Genomic DNA, 17,345 nt, shown 5'->3' with positions numbered 1-17,345 from the left:
ATAAAAAGATGATTATTCACAGTGGGCCACCATCATTACGTTACCAAATTGATACAGGTAAATATGTTCAATCATTTTTCAGGTTATTTAATGAATGAACAACCTCATCATAAATGTATTGCGAAGGTATCAATGAAATCCCCTTCTTCTCTATAATTTGTTTAGCTTTCGGATAGTTTGGCCCGCAAAGGTTATCGGTATTATAACCATCATTGTACACTGAACTATAAAACACTAGTGCAGGCTTGTTTCCACTGTTCGCGACATGAACAAATGAGGTATCAACCGAGACAACAAAGTCACACTGACAGAGCACAGCAGCTGCGCTCATAAAATCTGGCGCATCGAAGAAATACGAATTATCATGAAGTGAAATAGAAGACAATTTACTTTTCTCCATCAGGAGAACAATAGAGATATCTTCCCTTGCGCTCAAAAGTGCTAACGTTTCATTGATTTGCCTGTCACTGAAACTTCGCTTCGGAGTGGATGCGAAAGGACAAATTGCCACTTTAACTGTATGGTCAGGCAACGAGGCTATAAAACTTTCCGCAGAAGACTGTGCAACGACAGAAAAGGGTAAAATATAATTACTCGGCAATACACAAGAATCAGAAATGAACTGATTTACAACATGTTTATAATAGTCTGTTATATGAATAACTTTATCACCCGGAATATAATTATCATTATATTTGCTGCCTAAGTTAACATCAAAACCAGAAAGTACCTTATACTTCATAAGTGATAGTAATTTCAGATACTTATAGGTTGCATACCAACTACAATGGCTGTAAGGATCAATCACTAAATCATAATACTTTTTCTGACAGGCGGTTGTATCACCAAGTGAAATCACATTGCTGATATCGTGATTATCAGAAAATAAAGGTATCGTTTTCTTCGCTACAATAAGATCAACTTCAATTCCTGACTCTTTCAGGAATCGAATGAATGATGTTGCCATAATTGCATCACCCAGCCCAATATTGATGAGGATGATGCAAACATTTTTTATCGTTAATGAACCATCTTCAATACGAGGCTTTGACAATCTCATTGAAGCTAATAATGATTTTACTTTATAGATAAGGCCATTTATTTGCATATGCTATTTTTTATATTTTGAAACTAACCCATTAGTTTCAGATAAAAATAAGATAGATAGGCCTTAATGCCTCCTATCACTCGCCCCTGTTTAAAATAGTGCTTAGCACAGTAACGTGCATAATTAGCATTAGTTGCCTGTATTAACTCTGAGTTTTTCCAGGGTGACTGTTCCTTCGCTAAAATAAAGGCCTGAGCTCGCGGATATTGAGCCCATGCATGCCAGGGTTTTGTTGGTCCAATATAATGAATAAATATAGTGTTATCATTTATTGAACTCACAACATTATCTTTTAATTCATAATTCAAACTAAACTGAGTGTTGTACTTGATATCAAGAAACTCAACTTTACCTGCTAAAATGATATTCAAGATATCCTGATCTAAGTAAGATAATTTCTTAACCATAAGATCATCTGACAATATGGCTAACGCTTTAGCTGATACGTTTTCCTTGGCCCAGGCAGAAATATTTAACAATAAAAAACCAGCGTTAAAATAACCTTTTTCAAGTGCGCTGCAACCTAAGCTATCCGCCCGTTTTTTCCACCACGTGGTATCTCTCTCAGGAACAACAGCGGCAACCTTATCATCAATATTCAGGGAGAAGAGTTCACGGATACTCCCCTGGCACATGATATCCGCATCCATATAGATAATGCGTTCTTCACGGCCAATGAAGGAATCGCCAATAATAAAACGAAAATAAGTTGCGATAGACCAATTTTTTGTTGTTGGAAATGATAATAATCTATCACAATTAATAGTATGGATCTCAATACGTGAATAATAGCGCTCAGCCAATTCACGAATTTTTACTATCTGCTCATCATTTATTACGTCGATATAAATATGGAAAACAAAGTTTGAGTCAGTGTTATTTAGCAAAATTGAGGCGATAGAAATACCGCAACCAAAGAGAAAATTCTGATCAATGCCATAACAAATATGCAAGGGTTTTTCAGCATATCGGGCGTCAGAGAAATCAAAAGCTACTGTTTTAGTAATAAAATCAGTAGCTTTCAGAAATTGAGCATCCATATAAATAACCTTTAAAATTACAGAGATTTACGAATTGTTCTTTCTTTTATTTTTTCAGCCTTTTCTTGAGCATGTGCGATTAATGCTTGTTCATCTTTCAGGATTTTCTTTAGTGGCTTATTGAAATAAATATTTAAGAACCTATAAATATCTCGTTGAGTCAGCCCAATATCTAATGAGGAAAAATAAAGGCCAATGAGATCTTTATCTCTCCAACGTAATGGTACGCGGTTGCGGATTTGTGCACGATGTAAATCAATAACAGATAATTTTAAATTGTTCTCTTTACCATCAAATGGGAGATGCAGAAGAAAATGGCAAATATAGCAATCACGGTGATTAATCCCTCCCTGATGCATCTTTCTAACCATCGTTGCTACGCGTGCAATAAGCATACGTTTAACCTTTGGCTCCGGTGCATTGACCGCCCAATCAGCACAATAGTCTTCCAGACTTACTGTAGGAGTGAGATCTTCGGTGATAATAAACGAGACTCGCGTTAACGGATTAAAACCTTTTTCACCAAAACCAATGCCCTGCATCGTATCCACCCCGAGTTCCCGGAGCCGGTGAATCGCATTCCATTCGCGATCCGCACCCAAAACAGGCATACGGAATGAGAAAAGATTTTTGACTATCTCTTTTAGAGATGTGCCACGATGCCATTTGAGGAAGAAACTTTTTCCAGAAAGTTCGAAACGCAGAGTTCGGCGAGTTTCAAGTTCTCTGAATACTTCGCCTTGTAAGGTTTTCACTTCTTCAAATGCATCTTTACCGCGCCATGCCGTAGCTAGCGGTTCTCTAAGTTCGACCATCTAAACCACCTATAATGATATCGGCTGCTTTCTCAGGCAGGCTGTATAAATCTTGAGTATCGGCATAATACCTTGCATTTTCGGACCATGCTTCACGTAATGAGGGATGCTGTAATGCATTACGTAAGCATGCATTCAAGTCTGCCTGACGGTAAGGTTCCGCGATAACCTCACCGCAGTTTGCTTCAGCAATATAGTGCGCATATCCGCAAATGGCAGTGGTTAATACCGGTAAGCCTGCCGTGATGGCTTCCAACAACACAATCCCCGCGGCTTCCTGATAAGCAGGATGTAGCAATAGATCCGCAGAGGCCATCAATTCAGCAACATCGTTACGCCCCGAGAAAAATCGAACATTATCTTGTACGCCCAACTTCTCCGCTAACGCCTCAAACTTACGAGATTTATCCTGTCCGACGACAAACAGCAAAGTTTGGCTGCGTAACTCATCCGGTAACGTAGAAAGCGCAGTAATGGTTCGATCAACCCCTTTTCGCGTAAAGTCAGAACCAATCTGAAGCAATAAGAACTGGTTATCTGTAATGCCATTATTCTGCCGAAAACGTTGTCTGCTGCCTGCTGGTTGCGCGCTGTACTTACGCTCCGGATAAATTCCAGGAGGAAGGATATGGAATCGTTCAGCCTCGGTATGGTAATGCTTTTGAAAATCAGCAATCTGCTTATTCGTTAACATGAGTAGTTGTGTCGCCTTACCCTGCTCGAATGTAGCGCGCTCAAAAGCAGAATAATGGCGATATCGTGATGTCAGGCGATACAAAAAGCCCTTTTCTTGTGCAACCTTTTCGGCATAACAAACATCGGCTGCATAGTAGACATCTAACCCCGGCATCTTATTAAAACCAACAATGCGGTCGGCTGGACTATCGCGTAGATGATTTTGCACCCAGGAATAGTATTCCGCGTTACGCCCATGGTTTGTGTGACTTTTTACAGGTACCAGAATAAGCTCAAAGGCAGCAGGACATTCGCCTTCCCAGGATTGGGTATAAACCCGTACATGGTGTCCACGCTGTGCGACCGTCTGCGCGATACGCATGAAGTCACGTTGCAAACCACCAAACGGAAAATATTTATACAAACAAAAGGCAACTATCATTTCTCTACGCCTGTAGTCGATAAGCCATTATTCTTAAGGAGCATCGTGTCAACCGCAGCAATCACATCTTCAGCAGGAATGACTGAGAGGTACATTTTACCACGATCCAACTTATCGCGCGAAGGCATAGCCTGGTAGTCGCCAGCCCAAAACTGGATCATATTGTTCGACCATGGTCGCCAGAAAATGTGGTTTGTTGCGCCAAAAAGACAGATCATCGGCGTGTTTAGCGCAGCAGCAATATGCCCTGGCGCGGAATCAACCCCTAAAAAGAGTACTGCATGATCTATTAATGCAGCGAGCTCCGGGAATGTCATTTTTCCTGCCAATGCGGTAACAGGAGGAACCTGGCATCTTTGAGCAATAGCGGCAATGCAGGCCAGGTCATCCCGACCCGGACCAGATGTTAAAACGACATCGAGTCCTCTCTCGTGTAGCGCATCGATAACTTGTGAGAATTTATCATTCTCCCAGCATTTAAATAGCTGCCGAGCCGTAGGCTGGATAACAACAAATCGCTCTCCTACGTGAGCCTCATCCAACATTGTCCGCACTTTTTCCCAACTGGATTGCGGATAACTCATGGTCGTTTTAGAGACATAGGAGTCCAGGCTAAGAGGCTTGAGTATTGAAAGGTTACTTTCAACAACATTATTGCCCTCTGGCGGCACCAGATGGGTGAAGCTTTTTCGCCAGAAGCGATTCTGACGATGCCCGAAATCGTGGGAGATGCAAACCGGCACCTTCAACATTCTCACCAACAGAGCAACGATCCATTGATCGGCCATGTTGATAACGAGATCATAATGATTAGCTCGTAACGCTTTGATTACTGATGCGAAATTTTTAATTTTCTCACACGACGTGCTTTTCTTGTTTTTTAAGCCATAAAGTCTGTGGATTTCAGGATTCTCGGAGAGGATAGGGATCGTATCCTCATAAAGTAGAACATCAATTAAAGCATCCGGATAATGATGCTTTAATGTGCTAATCACCGGGGTGGTCAGCAACATGTCTCCATGAAAACGCATTTTGATAACAAGAATTCTTCTAAATGGCTTTTCCACAAGCAGCCCTTCGTTAAGATAACTCAGTGAGAAGTGAACCAAAAGCACGCTACCGCCCCAGGCTTTACAGCTACCCGAATGCTGAGCCACATACTCTGCATAATTACTCCCACGGAGTATATCACTTACCATCACATCATTCGATATGCAAAATTTACCTTAAAAAACAATAAATAAGGTTATTATCGTTTACATTCAGACTTATTATTAGCAAGATAAAACGCTAACAAAGTGTAGATAAGGTATATTTCCATAAACATTTTCTCGAACATGCAATACACCAGGAAATACCCAACAAAAGACGCAAAAATAGATACACTAAATACATCTTTGTTAATCTTAATAGATCTTATCTGCGCTTGTATGTTGACAAATATTGATGCAATGAAAAGAATCAACCCACCGAAACCTACATTATATAAAACGGTAATAAACAATGGCTCATCAAGATTATATTTATTGGTTTCGCTGTTAAAAACCCCATCTTCTCTTGGCGCGTTGTGATCCCAAAGATATTGATCATAGGTTGAATTACCGTACCCAATACCAAATAGGTTGTTTTTCACACTATCCATTACTAAAGGGTAGCGTTGCGTCAAGATTTTATCTCGGCTACTTGTAACATTAGTAAGCTTCGTTGTTTGTTCAATCTTCCCTTTTACTTGAGGGAATATATTGTAGGCAGCAGCTAATCCAACACCAGCGATTACAGCAATCACGAACATTGAAAATATAAATTTCTTTATATCTTTAGAGAGGATGAGCATAACAATAATTGTTTCAATAATTAATGAAACAATCCCTCCTCGACTACCGGTATACAACAAAAAGACAAAGGACAGGAACGCAACCGCAAGTAGTGGTATCTTCAGATATCGCTGTTTTAGTATTACGGCACTCGTCAATACAAATGGAAACAACATCACGACATAAAATGCAAAACCGTAACGTAATTGAAGATAGAGTTCCTGAGGATTGTTTTTTAAAAAGCGAATGATAGGTACTGCTAAAACTATATAGGACAATGTCAGGATTGCACTGAACACATATGTTTTTTTGATCATATGCAAGTGCTCTTTAAAGGCAATCAACATTAACCACATAACGAGTGGATATCGCCAATCTTTAAATAATAATTCTAATGCTGCAAGATATTCATTTTCGTATGTAAAAAAAGCGATACTAAATAAACACCATAGTGAAAAAAATAACAGGCTTTTTCTTTCTTTTAAGAATTCACCTATAGAAGATAAGGGATTCACCTTTTCTTTACAGAACAAATATACTGATAGCAACAACGCCAATGCAGTGCTAATATTCAATATTGCTCGATTGTCAATCGTAAATAACCCAAATACCATTAAGAATAGAAGCATGTTCATTAATGACAGTCGATTCACACACCCAGGATTAATCTTGATTATCATACTTTTCGCACACCCGCCTTCTGTATTATCTTGGAGACGCATTGACAAATACATTCATTTAAATTATAATAAAAGATGATTTTAGAGCATTACAATAATAAATAACAACCTTTTTTTATATGGCTTACCTATTTAAGCAAAAAACAATGACATTTTTGTATTGCACAAGGGTTTCAAATTGAAAAGAAACATCATTCAGCACGTAAAAAATGCTCATATCGATGGTGATAGCGGAACCGAGCAATGTGTTAATATTACCTACGGCGCTGATAATGATTTTTTATACGGAACAGGCGTATCTATTACTTCTGTGTTATTGAATAATGAGGATTTGAAGTTTCATTTTCATATATTCTCAAATAACGTTTCTATAGAGAATCATCGTCTTTTCGAAGAACTTGCTCGCCAGTACAATACAAAAATTACATTCTATTTATTAAATGATGACTTATTAAAAAGTTTACCTACTGCGTCAAAGTCCTGGAACCATTCAATCTATTTCCGCCTTATTGCTATCGATTACTTTGCGGATAAACTGGATTCAATAATTTATCTTGATTCAGATATAATATGTAAAAAAAGCATTCACTCATTGCTAGATGAATCATTTGACGGGAAAAAGCTTATTGCTGTTCACGATAAGTTTGTCGATACATCAAATATAAAAAATATTCATCCAGAACACTATTTCAACTCAGGTTTTTTATATTTCAATCTAGACAAAAACCAGAGTGAAAGCCTCACAGACAAAGTAATATCCATTGTTAAAAATGGTAAATTCACACATCCAGATCAAGATGCATTAAATATCATATTCAATGATGATGTTAAAATCATAGAGCATTGCTTTAATTCTTTCTTTAACATTGATAGCCTAATACGAAATAAAAAAAGAAAATTTGAAATAACATCAGAAACTATTTTCATTCACTATGTTGGTGTATCAAAACCCTGGCATGACTGGACTCAGTATTATACGGATGTTAACTACTTCAAAGTGGCAAGAGATAACTCCCCATGGAGAAATCGCCCATTACTGTGCCCATCTACATATAAACAGCTGGCGAGAAAAAGTGCGCACTTAAAAAACAATGGAAAATACCTCAGTGCAGCTGTCTATTACATGAAGTATATTTCAAAAAAATTCCTCTCGCGGATCGTATGATCATAAAACTCATCGTTCTGAATACTGGCAGTTTGCATTTAGCCAATCGATACGCAAAAATGGCATCGCCCCTAAGCCAGATAACGAAACCAGAACTGCAAAAGTAATGGTAATATCATAGATAAATACATAGAATCCCCAGCACATCCATTAGCCAGCTAACGCCCATGCTTGAGTTGCTTTACACCACATTGCTATACCTTATCCAGCCCCTGATCTGGATACGGCTTTGGGTGCGCGGACGTAAGGCTCCAGCCTACCGAAAACGCTGGGGTGAACGTTACGGTTTTTATCGCCAGCCGCTGAAGCCCGGCGGGATTATGCTGCACTCGGTGTCCGTTGGCGAAACGCTGGCGGCGATCCCGTTAGTTCGCGCACTGCGTCACCGCTACCCCGATTTGCCGATTACTGTCACCACGATGACCCCAACCGGGTCCGAGCGCGTGCAGTCGGCGTTTGGCAAAGACGTTCAGCACGTCTATCTGCCGTATGATTTACCCGATGCCCTTAACCGCTTCCTCGATAAAATCGACCCGAAACTGGTGTTGATTATGGAAACAGAGCTGTGGCCAAACCTGATTGCCGCGTTGCATCGTCGCCATATTCCGCTGGTGATTGCCAACGCACGCTTGTCTGAGCGTTCAGCCGCCGGATACGCCAAACTGGGCTCATTTGTTCGCACGCTACTCCAGCGTATTACGTTGATTGCCGCGCAGAATGAAGAAGACGGTCAACGTTTTGTCGCCTTAGGGGCTAAAAATAATCAGGTGACCATTACCGGCAGCCTGAAATTCGATATTTCTGTTACGCCGCAGCTGGCAGCCAAAGCGGTCACGCTTCGTCGCCAATGGGCACCACGCCGCCCGGTATGGATAGCCACCAGTACCCACGAGGGCGAAGAGAGTATCGTGATTGCCGCCCACAAGGCGCTGCTGCAGCACTACCCGGATTTACTGCTGATACTGGTGCCGCGTCACCCGGAACGTTTCCCGGACGCCATCAACCTCACGCGTCAGGCTGGTTTGAGCTTTATCACACGTTCCTCCGGTGAAGTCCCCTCCGCGACAACGCAGGTGGTCATTGGCGACACCATGGGTGAGCTGATGCTGCTGTATGGCATTGCCGACCTGGCGTTTGTTGGCGGCTCATTGGTTGAACGTGGTGGCCATAACCCGCTGGAAGCCGCAGCGCATGCCATTCCCGTGTTGATGGGCCCGCATACCTTTAACTTCAAGGATATCTGCGCCCGTCTGGAACAGGCGAGTGGGCTTATCACCGTGACCGATGCCGCCAGTCTCGAAAAAGAGGTATCCTCACTGTTAGGCGATGCCGATTACCGTAGTTTCTACGGTCGTCACGCCGTTGAGGTCTTGTACCAGAACCAGGGCGCGCTACAACGCCTGTTACAACTCCTGGAACCGTACCTGCCACCGAAAACGCATTGAGGATTATTATGCAAAAACGGGCGATTTATCCGGGCACTTTCGATCCCATCACCAACGGTCACCTTGATATCGTGACCCGCGCGGCCTGCATGTTCGATCAGGTTATCCTCGCTATTGCGGCCAGCCCAAGCAAAAAACCGATGTTTGACCTTAGCGAGCGCGTGGCGCTGGCCCAGCAGGCAACGGCACACCTTGGTAACGTGGAAGTGATGGGTTTTAGCGATCTGATGGCTAACTTTGCCCGCACCCAGCAGGCCAATATTCTGATTCGTGGCCTGCGCGCGGTGGCGGATTTCGAGTATGAAATGCAGTTGGCGCACATGAATCGCCACCTGATGCCGGAGCTGGAAAGCGTCTTTCTGATGCCGTCGAAAGAGTGGTCGTTTATTTCGTCATCGCTGGTGAAAGAGGTGGCGCGTCACGATGGCGATGTGACCCATTTCCTGCCGACGAATGTACATCAGGCGCTGATGGAGAAGCTGAAGTAGGCTTCAGTGCATTTCCCGGCGGTTCGTCGCCGGGCAATCCTTACTTTTGGCACTGCCGGCAGTAAAACGTCGCCCGCTGCGCATGTTTGCTGGCGATAATCGGCGTCCCGCATACCCGACAGGCCTCCCCTTTTCGCCCGTATACCTGTAGCTCTTGTGCAAAGTAGCCTGGCTTGCCGTCGCTTTGCAGGAAGTCTTTTAGCGTCGTACCACCCTGCTCAATCGATCGTTGCAGTACTGCTTTGATCGCCGCCACCAGCCGTTCGCACTCTTCTGCCGATAACGATGATGCCAGCCGATCCGGATGGATCCGCGCGGAAAACAGCGATTCACTGGCGTAGATATTACCGACGCCCACCACCAGCTTGTTATCCATCAGCCAGGGTTTAATCGCCGTTTTCTTCTTTGCACATTTTGCCTGCAGATACTCCGCGCTAAATTCCGCGCTGAGCGGCTCAGGGCCGAGATGAGCGAGCACGCTGTGCCCTTCCAGCACCGGCGTCCACAGCCAGGCGCCAAAGCGCCGTGGGTCGGTGTAGCGCAGCACTTTACCGTTACTCATCACCAGATCGACGTGATCGTGTTTTTCCGCCGGCAGTTCTTCCGCAAGAATGCGTAAACTTCCCGACATCCCCAGATGAATGATGATCCAGCCGTCTGGTAGTTCAAGCAGCAGGTATTTAGCGCGGCGCTGAACGCTGATAACCGGTTTATCGCTCAGGCGGTAGATTTCATCAGAGACGGGCCAGCGCAGGCGTCCGTTGCGAATCACGGCGTACTGGATGGTTGCGCCAACCAGATGGGGTTCAATACCGCGGCGGCTGGTCTCAACTTCGGGTAATTCAGGCATAACGTCTCCGGCTCGAATACAGATGTCTCTATTATGGGGACGCGCAGAAAACAAAAAACCCCGCCGAGGCGAGGTTTTTTGTGACATCGAAACTAAAATTATTTGATTTTAGCTTCTTTGTACAGAACGTGCTGACGGACAACTGGATCGAACTTTTTCAGTTCCAGTTTTTCCGGCTTAGTACGTTTGTTCTTCGTGGTGGTATAGAAGTGACCAGTACCAGCAGAAGAAACCAGCTTGATTTTCTCACGAATACCTTTAGCCATGATTTATTTCCTCTAAGTACTTAGTACTTTTCGCCACGGGCACGCAGTTCAGCCAGAACTGAATCGATGCCTTTCTTATCGATTACACGCATACCTTTAGCAGATACGCGCAGGGTGACAAAACGCTTCTCGCTCTCAACCCAGAAACGGTGAGAGTGCAGGTTCGGCAGGAAACGGCGTTTAGTCGCGTTCAGTGCGTGGGAACGGTTGTTACCGGTCACCGGACGCTTGCCAGTAACTTGGCAGACTCGGGACATGTCTATTCTCCAAAAATCAAATTAGCTCGAGCTTCGTATGGGGTATCGGCGCCTCGTCAGGCTTTACAGCCCGGTCATCGCATAGTTCTAAGTGAACTCTCGATTGCCAGGCCCAAATGCCAAACCCGAGATTCTCAAAGGTGGCGTAGTATACGCTGACCCGGCGTTATGCTCAAGTCCCGAACAGACAAAGATCCCGGTGGATCGCGTAATAAACCGCTAAATCCAGCCTCGTTCGGCAAAAGAAACGTACTCACCGCGGCCAATAACCAGATGATCAAGCACCCGTATATCCATGAATTGGCAACACTTTACCACCCTTTCAGTAATAAGTCTGTCTGATTTACTCGGCTCCGCATGACCCGATGGATGATTATGTGCCAGGATCACCGCAGCGGCGTTAACTTTGATGGCTTCTCGTACAATTTCGCTCGGATGCACTTCAACGTGACTCAGGGTGCCGGAAAAAAGGCGGCTATGTTTGAGCACCCGGTGTTGATTATCGAGAAAAATCACCACAAAGATTTCCCGCTCTTCGTCGGCGAGCTGGCTTTGCAGAAACTCACGCGTCATCTCTGGGCTTAGCAGAGAATCCTCGGAAAGCACCCGCAGGCTAAAGTAGCGGCGCGCCAGCTCGGCAATCCCTTTGAGCTGGGCATATTTAGCAATGCCCATACCGTCGATCTGCGTTATCGCTTTCTCGGTAGCCGAAAGCAGGCCGTACAGCGAGCCGAAATGGCGCAGCAGGTCCTGAGAGTAACGTAGAACGTTTTTTTCCCGCGTACCGGTGCGCAAAAATAGCGCCAGCAGCTCAACATCCGTGAGCGATTCAATTCCGTACCGCTGCATCTTCTCGCGCGGCAGGAGGGCTTCTGTACTCTCCATGACGGCCTCCTCTTATGGCTGCCGCCAAAATGCCACAGTACACGCCCTCCTGCACGGTGTGGATTTCGCTCTTGCGTAGCGGCTCGCAAAGTGTCTCTGTCGTAAGCACACGACCCCGCCAGGATTGTGATAAAATGCGCGAATTCTGGTGTCCCCCTAACAGGAAAAATCATGATGAGCCTGGCCGGTAAGAAAATTGTTCTTGGCGTCAGCGGCGGTATCGCTGCCTACAAAACGCCGGAGCTGGTGCGTCGCCTGCGTGAGCGCGGCGCGGACGTGCGCGTCGCGATGACCGACGCAGCAAAAGCCTTCATCACCCCGCTGAGCCTGCAAGCCGTATCCGGTTATCCGGTCTCCGACAGCCTGCTCGATACCGCCGCCGAAGCCGCGATGGGCCACATTGAGCTGGGCAAATGGGCTGACCTCGTTATCCTTGCGCCGGCCACCGCCGACTTAATTGCCCGCGTGGCCGCCGGGATGGCAAACGACCTGGTGTCGACCATCTGCCTCGCAACCCCATCGCCGGTCGCCGTTGTCCCCGCCATGAACCAACAGATGTATCGTGCCGCCGCCACGCAGCACAACCTGGAAGTACTGGCTTCACGCAATATGCTGATCTGGGGCCCGGACAGCGGCAGCCAGGCCTGTGGCGACGTTGGCCCGGGTCGGATGCTTGATCCATTGGTGATTGTCGACATGGCCGCAGCGCACTTTTCCGCCGTCAACGATCTGCAACATCTGCACATCATGATTACCGCAGGCCCGACCCGTGAACCGCTGGACCCGGTGCGTTACATTACCAACCACAGCTCAGGCAAAATGGGCTTTGCGATTGCCGAAGCCGCCGCGCGTCGTGGGGCAAACGTCACGCTGGTTAGCGGCCCGGTGTCGCTGCCAACGCCCGCCTTTGTGCAACGCATTGATGTCACCACCGCTGAAGAGATGAACGCCGCGGTTCAGGCCGGCATCGCACAACAGCAGATTTTTATCGGCTGCGCCGCAGTTGCCGACTATCGCGCCGCGGTTATCGCTGAAGAAAAAATTAAGAAGCAGGACACCCAGGGTGATGAATTCACAATAAAAATGGTGAAAAACCCGGATATCGTCGCTGGCGTTGCCGCACTGAAAGAGCATCGTCCCTACGTCGTAGGGTTTGCCGCCGAAACGAATAATGTGGAAGAATATGCGCGGCAAAAGCGTAGCCGCAAGAACCTTGATCTGATTTGTGCCAATGATGTATCGCAATCAAATCAAGGCTTTAACAGCGATAACAATGCCTTGCATCTTTTCTGGCAGGACGGCGAGAAGCGTTTACCGCTCGCCAGTAAGTCACTCCTGGGCCAACTATTATTGGACGAGATCGTTACCCGTTATGATGAAAAAAATCGACGTTAAGATTCTGGACTCGCGTATTGGCCAGCAGTTTCCGCTGCCGACCTATGCCACCGCTGGCTCTGCAGGCCTTGACCTGCGCGCCTGTCTTGATGACGCCGTAGAACTGGCGCCAGGTGAAACCACCTTACTGCCGACCGGCCTGGCGATTCACATTGCCGATCCGTCTCTGGCGGCGGTGATGCTGCCGCGCTCTGGCCTCGGCCACAAGCACGGTATCGTGCTGGGTAACCTGGTGGGGCTTATCGACTCTGACTATCAGGGTCAACTGATGGTCTCCATCTGGAACCGCGGGCAAACCACCTTCACTATCGAGCCAGGCGAACGCGTCGCGCAGATGGTGTTTGTTCCTGTCGTACAGGCCGAGTTTAATCTGGTCGAATCGTTTGAAGCCACCGATCGTGGCGAAGGTGGCTTCGGCCACTCCGGGCGTCAATAACTCGCCCTCAGGCACATCATGCAGGATGTGATGTGCCCGTTTTTTACGCATCTCACGGCGTCATAATGCAAAAAGATCACTGCAATTTATGGTTGCGGTCACCGTGTGGATGCTCGCCTGACAAGTGTTTTATTTTCAGGGGTATTTTAGAACATGGCAGAAAAGCAAACTGCGAAAAGGAATCGTCGCGAGGAAATACTTCAATCCCTGGCGTTGATGCTTGAATCCAGCGATGGCAGCCAGCGGATCACGACGGCAAAGCTAGCCGCGTCCGTTGGTGTGTCCGAAGCGGCGCTGTACCGGCATTTCCCAAGCAAGACCCGCATGTTCGATAGCCTTATCGAGTTTATCGAAGATAGCCTGATTACCCGTATCAACCTGATTCTGAAAGACGAAAAAGATACGACCGCACGTTTGCGTCTGATTGTGCTGCTGATTCTGGGCTTTGGCGAGCGCAATCCGGGCCTGACCCGTATCCTCACCGGTCATGCGCTGATGTTTGAGCAAGACCGTCTGCAGGGCCGCATTAACCAGCTGTTTGAGCGCATTGAGGCTCAACTGCGACAGGTGCTGCGCGAGCGCAAAATGCGTGAAGGGGAAGGCTACGAAACCGATGAGACGTTACTGGCAAGCCAGCTGCTGGCGTTCTGCGAAGGGATGCTCTCGCGCTTTGTCCGCAGCGAATTCAAGTATCGCCCGACAGACGATTTCGACGCTCGCTGGCCGCTGATCGTCGCTCAACTGCAATAATCGTCAAACAGCCCGGCCTGTGCCGGGCTGTTTTCTTAGACGCCGTACGCTTCGCGATACGCGCGAACCGAGGCCAGATGCTCAGCCATCTCCGGTTTTTCTTCCAGATAAGTGATCAACTCTTTCAGGGTAATGATCGAGATAACTTCACAGCCATAATCACGTTCCACTTCCTGAATGGCCGAGATTTCACCGCGACCACGCTCCTGACGATCTAAAGAGATCAGCACGCCAGCCAGCTGCGCGCCGTTGGCCTGGATGATCTCCATCGATTCACGAATCGCCGTTCCCGCAGTGATAACGTCATCCACCAGCATCACGCGCCCGGTCAGCGCGCTGCCAACCAGATTACCGCCCTCGCCGTGATCTTTGGCTTCTTTACGGTTGAAGCAGTACGGGTAGTCTTTGTCGTGATGTTCCGCCAGCGCCACCGCGGTGGTGGTCGCAATTGGAATACCTTTGTACGCAGGGCCAAACAGCAGATCGAACTCGATGCCGGAATCCACCAGCGCTTCGGCATAAAAACGGCCTAACAGTGCCAGATCGCGCCCGGTATTAAACAGGCCGGCGTTGAAGAAATAGGGGCTTTTGCGCCCGGATTTCAGCGTAAACTCGCCAAACTTAAGTACCTGCTTGTTAAGCGCAAACTCAATAAACTGGCGCTGATACGGTTTCATGGATTCGCTCCTCATCTCACTTTATTACGGACAAAAAAAAGGGCGACCACGTCGCCCTTAAAAATCAATTTTCTAACGCCGCCTTCTGCGCCGCTACAATGGATTCGATTCCCCCTCGGGCTAGCGCCAGTAGGGTGAGTAACTCTTCGTGGGTGAACGGTTCGCCTTCCGCCGTCCCCTGGACCTCAATGATGCGGCCATCTTCGGTCATCACCACGTTCATGTCGGTTTCCGCCGCGGAGTCTTCAACATATTCCAGGTCACACAGCGCTTCACCGTTCACAATACCAACGGAAACCGCGGCAACCATCCCTTTCATCGGGTTGGTTTTCAGTTTGCCAGCAGCAACCAGTTTGCCCAGCGCATCAGCCAGCGCCACGCAGGCACCGGTAATGGACGCGGTACGCGTGCCGCCATCAGCCTGGATAACGTCACAGTCCAGCGTGATAGTGAACTCGCCGAGCGCTTTCAGATCGACCGCGGCACGCAGCGCGCGGGCAATCAGACGCTGAATCTCCATGGTGCGGCCGCCCTGTTTGCCCTTCGCCGCTTCACGCGCGTTACGGGTATGGGTAGCGCGCGGCAGCATGCCGTACTCGGCGGTGATCCAGCCCTGGCCCTGACCTTTCAGAAAACGCGGCACGCCTTCATCAATAGAGGCGGTGCACAGCACTTTAGTATCGCCAAATTCGACCAGCACGGAGCCTTCTGCGTGTTTTGTATAATTACGGGTCAGGGTGACGGGACGCACCTGGTTGGCACTACGACCTGCTGGACGCATGATAGAAATCTCCGGCTTGAAACGAATGTGGCTGCGCATTATACACAAAATCATTCGAGCTGTATCAAGGCGGCAAAGGAGCGCATCCCCAGGAGCGTACATAAGTACGTGACTGGGGTAAGCGACGGCAGCCAACGCAGAGACAGCTTGAAGGATGAAGTGTTATACGGATTAACGGTGCTTATTCCTATCCTCATAAGCCCCCGAGGGCTATAATCCCCCCATCTCTCCTTTAAAAACAGGAACGTCTATGATCCGCAGCATGACCGCCTATGCCCGCCGCGAAATTAAGGGCACTTGGGGCAGCGCCGCCTGGGAACTGCGCTCTGTTAACCAGCGTTATCTCGAAACCTATTTCCGTCTGCCGGAGCAGTTCCGCAGCCTCGAACCCGTTGTTCGTGAACGTCTGCGTACCCGCTTAACGCGCGGGAAAGTAGAGTGCACTCTGCGTTTTGAGCCAGATGCCAGTGCGCAAGGCGAACTTATTCTCAATGAAAACCTGGCAAAGCAGCTGGTTAACGCGGCCAACTGGGTCAAAATGCAGAGCGACGAAGGGGAAATTAACCCGGTCGATATTCTGCGCTGGCCGGGCGTTATGGCCGCACAAGAGCAGGATCTGGACGCTATCGCCGCCGAGATCCTGAATGCGCTGGACGGTACGCTGGACGACTTCATCGTCGCTCGCGAAACCGAAGGCCAAGCGCTGAAAGCGCTGATTGAACAACGCCTGGAAGGTGTTAGCGGCGAAGTGGCCAAAGTACGTGCTCATATGCCGGAAATTCTGCAGTGGCAGCGCGATCGCCTGGTGGCGAAGCTGGAAGATGCGGAAGTGCAGTTGGAAAACAACCGCCTGGAGCAGGAACTGGTGTTGATGGCCCAGCGTATTGACGTGGCCGAAGAGCTGGATCGCCTGGAAGCCCACGTCAAAGAGACCTATAGCATCCTGAAGAAAAAAGAGGCCGTTGGCCGTCGCCTGGACTTCATGATGCAGGAATTCAACCGTGAGTCGAATACGCTGGCCTCGAAGTCAATTAATGCCGATGTCACAAATTCAGCTATCGAGCTGAAAGTGCTGATCGAGCAAATGCGCGAGCAGATCCAGAACATAGAATAACCCGCCAAAGTATACAAAACATCAATGCCCGCAATATTGTGGGCATTTTCATTTCAGGTAGTTTCTTTTTTTTGTACACCGCTGCATGATGAGCCACCCCTTCATGAAAGGGTGATTATGGAAGAGATACGGTATTTCAGAACGTGATTACTCAGATAATTCACGCCACCTCTTTATCCCTTCAGATAATAGGCCTATCTGTTTTTACGCCCTGATATCGATCTAATTATATCTTAAGCATTGGTGGCTAGACTGGCCGCCT

At 47.5% G+C, this 17,345-nt stretch carries 19 protein-coding genes; 7 read left to right on the top strand and 12 right to left on the bottom strand.

Going from position 1 to position 17,345, the window contains the following annotated elements; translation table 11 throughout:
- Positions 1-67: 67 nt before the first annotated feature.
- The 6 genes from K7B04_RS06150 to K7B04_RS06125 all read right to left on the bottom strand — a co-directional run bounded on the left by K7B04_RS06150 (position 68) and on the right by K7B04_RS06125 (position 6,616).
- On the bottom strand, positions 68-1,108 hold the full coding sequence (locus K7B04_RS06150) for a glycosyltransferase family 9 protein (RefSeq protein WP_223803692.1): 1,041 nt from the start codon (positions 1,106-1,108) through the stop codon (positions 68-70).
- Between the two features lie 23 nt (positions 1,109-1,131).
- Positions 1,132-2,148 (bottom strand): lipopolysaccharide 3-alpha-galactosyltransferase, encoded by a 1,017-nt coding sequence (waaO, locus tag K7B04_RS06145; RefSeq protein WP_167574811.1) that lies wholly within the window; start codon positions 2,146-2,148, stop codon positions 1,132-1,134.
- Positions 2,149-2,165: 17 nt separating this feature from the next.
- On the bottom strand, positions 2,166-2,963 hold the full coding sequence (gene rfaP, locus K7B04_RS06140) for a lipopolysaccharide core heptose(I) kinase RfaP (protein WP_223803691.1): 798 nt from the start codon (positions 2,961-2,963) through the stop codon (positions 2,166-2,168).
- Positions 2,950-4,080 carry a glycosyltransferase family 4 protein gene (locus K7B04_RS06135; protein ID WP_167574809.1) on the bottom strand — a complete coding sequence of 377 codons (1,131 nt, stop codon included), beginning with the start codon at positions 4,078-4,080 and terminating at the stop codon, positions 2,950-2,952. The genes rfaP and K7B04_RS06135 overlap by 14 nt, the downstream gene beginning before the upstream one ends.
- On the bottom strand, positions 4,077-5,147 hold the full coding sequence (gene rfaQ, locus K7B04_RS06130; RefSeq protein WP_167577231.1) for a lipopolysaccharide core heptosyltransferase RfaQ: 1,071 nt from the start codon (positions 5,145-5,147) through the stop codon (positions 4,077-4,079). The genes K7B04_RS06135 and rfaQ overlap by 4 nt, the downstream gene beginning before the upstream one ends.
- A 182-nt stretch (positions 5,148-5,329) precedes the next feature.
- Positions 5,330-6,616, bottom strand: a complete 1,287-nt coding sequence (locus K7B04_RS06125) for an O-antigen ligase family protein (protein ID WP_163449248.1) — start codon at positions 6,614-6,616, stop codon at positions 5,330-5,332.
- A gap of 136 nt (positions 6,617-6,752) precedes the next feature.
- Between K7B04_RS06125 and K7B04_RS06120 the strand changes: the two genes are divergently transcribed.
- From K7B04_RS06120 to coaD, 3 genes are all read left to right on the top strand, one after another.
- Positions 6,753-7,739, top strand: a complete 987-nt coding sequence (locus K7B04_RS06120; RefSeq protein WP_163449247.1) for a glycosyltransferase — start codon at positions 6,753-6,755, stop codon at positions 7,737-7,739.
- Between the two features lie 167 nt (positions 7,740-7,906).
- Complete coding sequence (gene waaA, locus K7B04_RS06115; protein ID WP_163449246.1) at positions 7,907-9,184, top strand: lipid IV(A) 3-deoxy-D-manno-octulosonic acid transferase; 1,278 nt, start codon at positions 7,907-7,909, stop codon at positions 9,182-9,184.
- A gap of 8 nt (positions 9,185-9,192) precedes the next feature.
- Positions 9,193-9,672: a pantetheine-phosphate adenylyltransferase gene (gene coaD / locus K7B04_RS06110; RefSeq protein ID WP_223803690.1), complete on the top strand. Its 480-nt coding sequence runs from the start codon at positions 9,193-9,195 to the stop codon at positions 9,670-9,672.
- A 40-nt stretch (positions 9,673-9,712) separates the two neighbouring features.
- On the opposite strand, the gene mutM is transcribed toward coaD, so the two are convergent.
- From mutM to radC, 4 genes are all read right to left on the bottom strand, one after another.
- The gene (gene mutM, locus K7B04_RS06105; protein ID WP_223803689.1) at positions 9,713-10,522 is read right to left on the bottom strand and encodes a bifunctional DNA-formamidopyrimidine glycosylase/DNA-(apurinic or apyrimidinic site) lyase; all 810 of its coding nucleotides are present in this window, start codon (positions 10,520-10,522) and stop codon (positions 9,713-9,715) included.
- 98 nt (positions 10,523-10,620) lie between these two features.
- Entirely contained in the window at positions 10,621-10,788 is a 168-nt protein-coding gene (gene rpmG / locus K7B04_RS06100; protein WP_003024094.1) for a 50S ribosomal protein L33, read from the bottom strand.
- A 20-nt stretch (positions 10,789-10,808) separates the two neighbouring features.
- Positions 10,809-11,045, bottom strand: a complete 237-nt coding sequence (gene rpmB / locus K7B04_RS06095; RefSeq protein ID WP_106924954.1) for a 50S ribosomal protein L28 — start codon at positions 11,043-11,045, stop codon at positions 10,809-10,811.
- 219 nt (positions 11,046-11,264) lie between these two features.
- Positions 11,265-11,930, bottom strand: a complete 666-nt coding sequence (radC, locus tag K7B04_RS06090; RefSeq protein WP_223803688.1) for a DNA repair protein RadC — start codon at positions 11,928-11,930, stop codon at positions 11,265-11,267.
- Positions 11,931-12,104: 174 nt separating this feature from the next.
- Between radC and coaBC the strand changes: the two genes are divergently transcribed.
- The 3 genes from coaBC to slmA all read left to right on the top strand — a co-directional run bounded on the left by coaBC (position 12,105) and on the right by slmA (position 14,511).
- The gene (gene coaBC / locus K7B04_RS06085) at positions 12,105-13,325 is read left to right on the top strand and encodes a bifunctional phosphopantothenoylcysteine decarboxylase/phosphopantothenate--cysteine ligase CoaBC (protein ID WP_223804131.1); all 1,221 of its coding nucleotides are present in this window, start codon (positions 12,105-12,107) and stop codon (positions 13,323-13,325) included.
- Positions 13,303-13,761, top strand: a complete 459-nt coding sequence (dut, locus tag K7B04_RS06080; RefSeq protein WP_035895829.1) for a dUTP diphosphatase — start codon at positions 13,303-13,305, stop codon at positions 13,759-13,761. The genes coaBC and dut overlap by 23 nt, the downstream gene beginning before the upstream one ends.
- A gap of 153 nt (positions 13,762-13,914) precedes the next feature.
- Positions 13,915-14,511: a nucleoid occlusion factor SlmA gene (gene slmA, locus K7B04_RS06075; protein WP_064540962.1), complete on the top strand. Its 597-nt coding sequence runs from the start codon at positions 13,915-13,917 to the stop codon at positions 14,509-14,511.
- A gap of 35 nt (positions 14,512-14,546) precedes the next feature.
- On the opposite strand, the gene pyrE is transcribed toward slmA, so the two are convergent.
- Positions 14,547-15,188, bottom strand: a complete 642-nt coding sequence (gene pyrE, locus K7B04_RS06070) for an orotate phosphoribosyltransferase (protein WP_223803687.1) — start codon at positions 15,186-15,188, stop codon at positions 14,547-14,549.
- A 64-nt stretch (positions 15,189-15,252) separates the two neighbouring features.
- Positions 15,253-15,969: a ribonuclease PH gene (gene rph / locus K7B04_RS06065; RefSeq protein ID WP_163449241.1), complete on the bottom strand. Its 717-nt coding sequence runs from the start codon at positions 15,967-15,969 to the stop codon at positions 15,253-15,255.
- A gap of 250 nt (positions 15,970-16,219) precedes the next feature.
- Between rph and K7B04_RS06060 the strand changes: the two genes are divergently transcribed.
- A complete protein-coding gene (locus tag K7B04_RS06060) occupies positions 16,220-17,083 on the top strand; it encodes a YicC/YloC family endoribonuclease (RefSeq protein ID WP_223803686.1) in 864 nt (287 codons plus the stop codon).
- Positions 17,084-17,345: the final 262 nt, after the last annotated feature.

The organism is Kluyvera sp. CRP (genome assembly GCF_019930565.1).
GTDB classification, from domain to species: domain Bacteria; phylum Pseudomonadota; class Gammaproteobacteria; order Enterobacterales; family Enterobacteriaceae; genus Kluyvera; species Kluyvera georgiana_A.
This window is presented reverse-complemented; position numbering and strand designations above follow the sequence as displayed.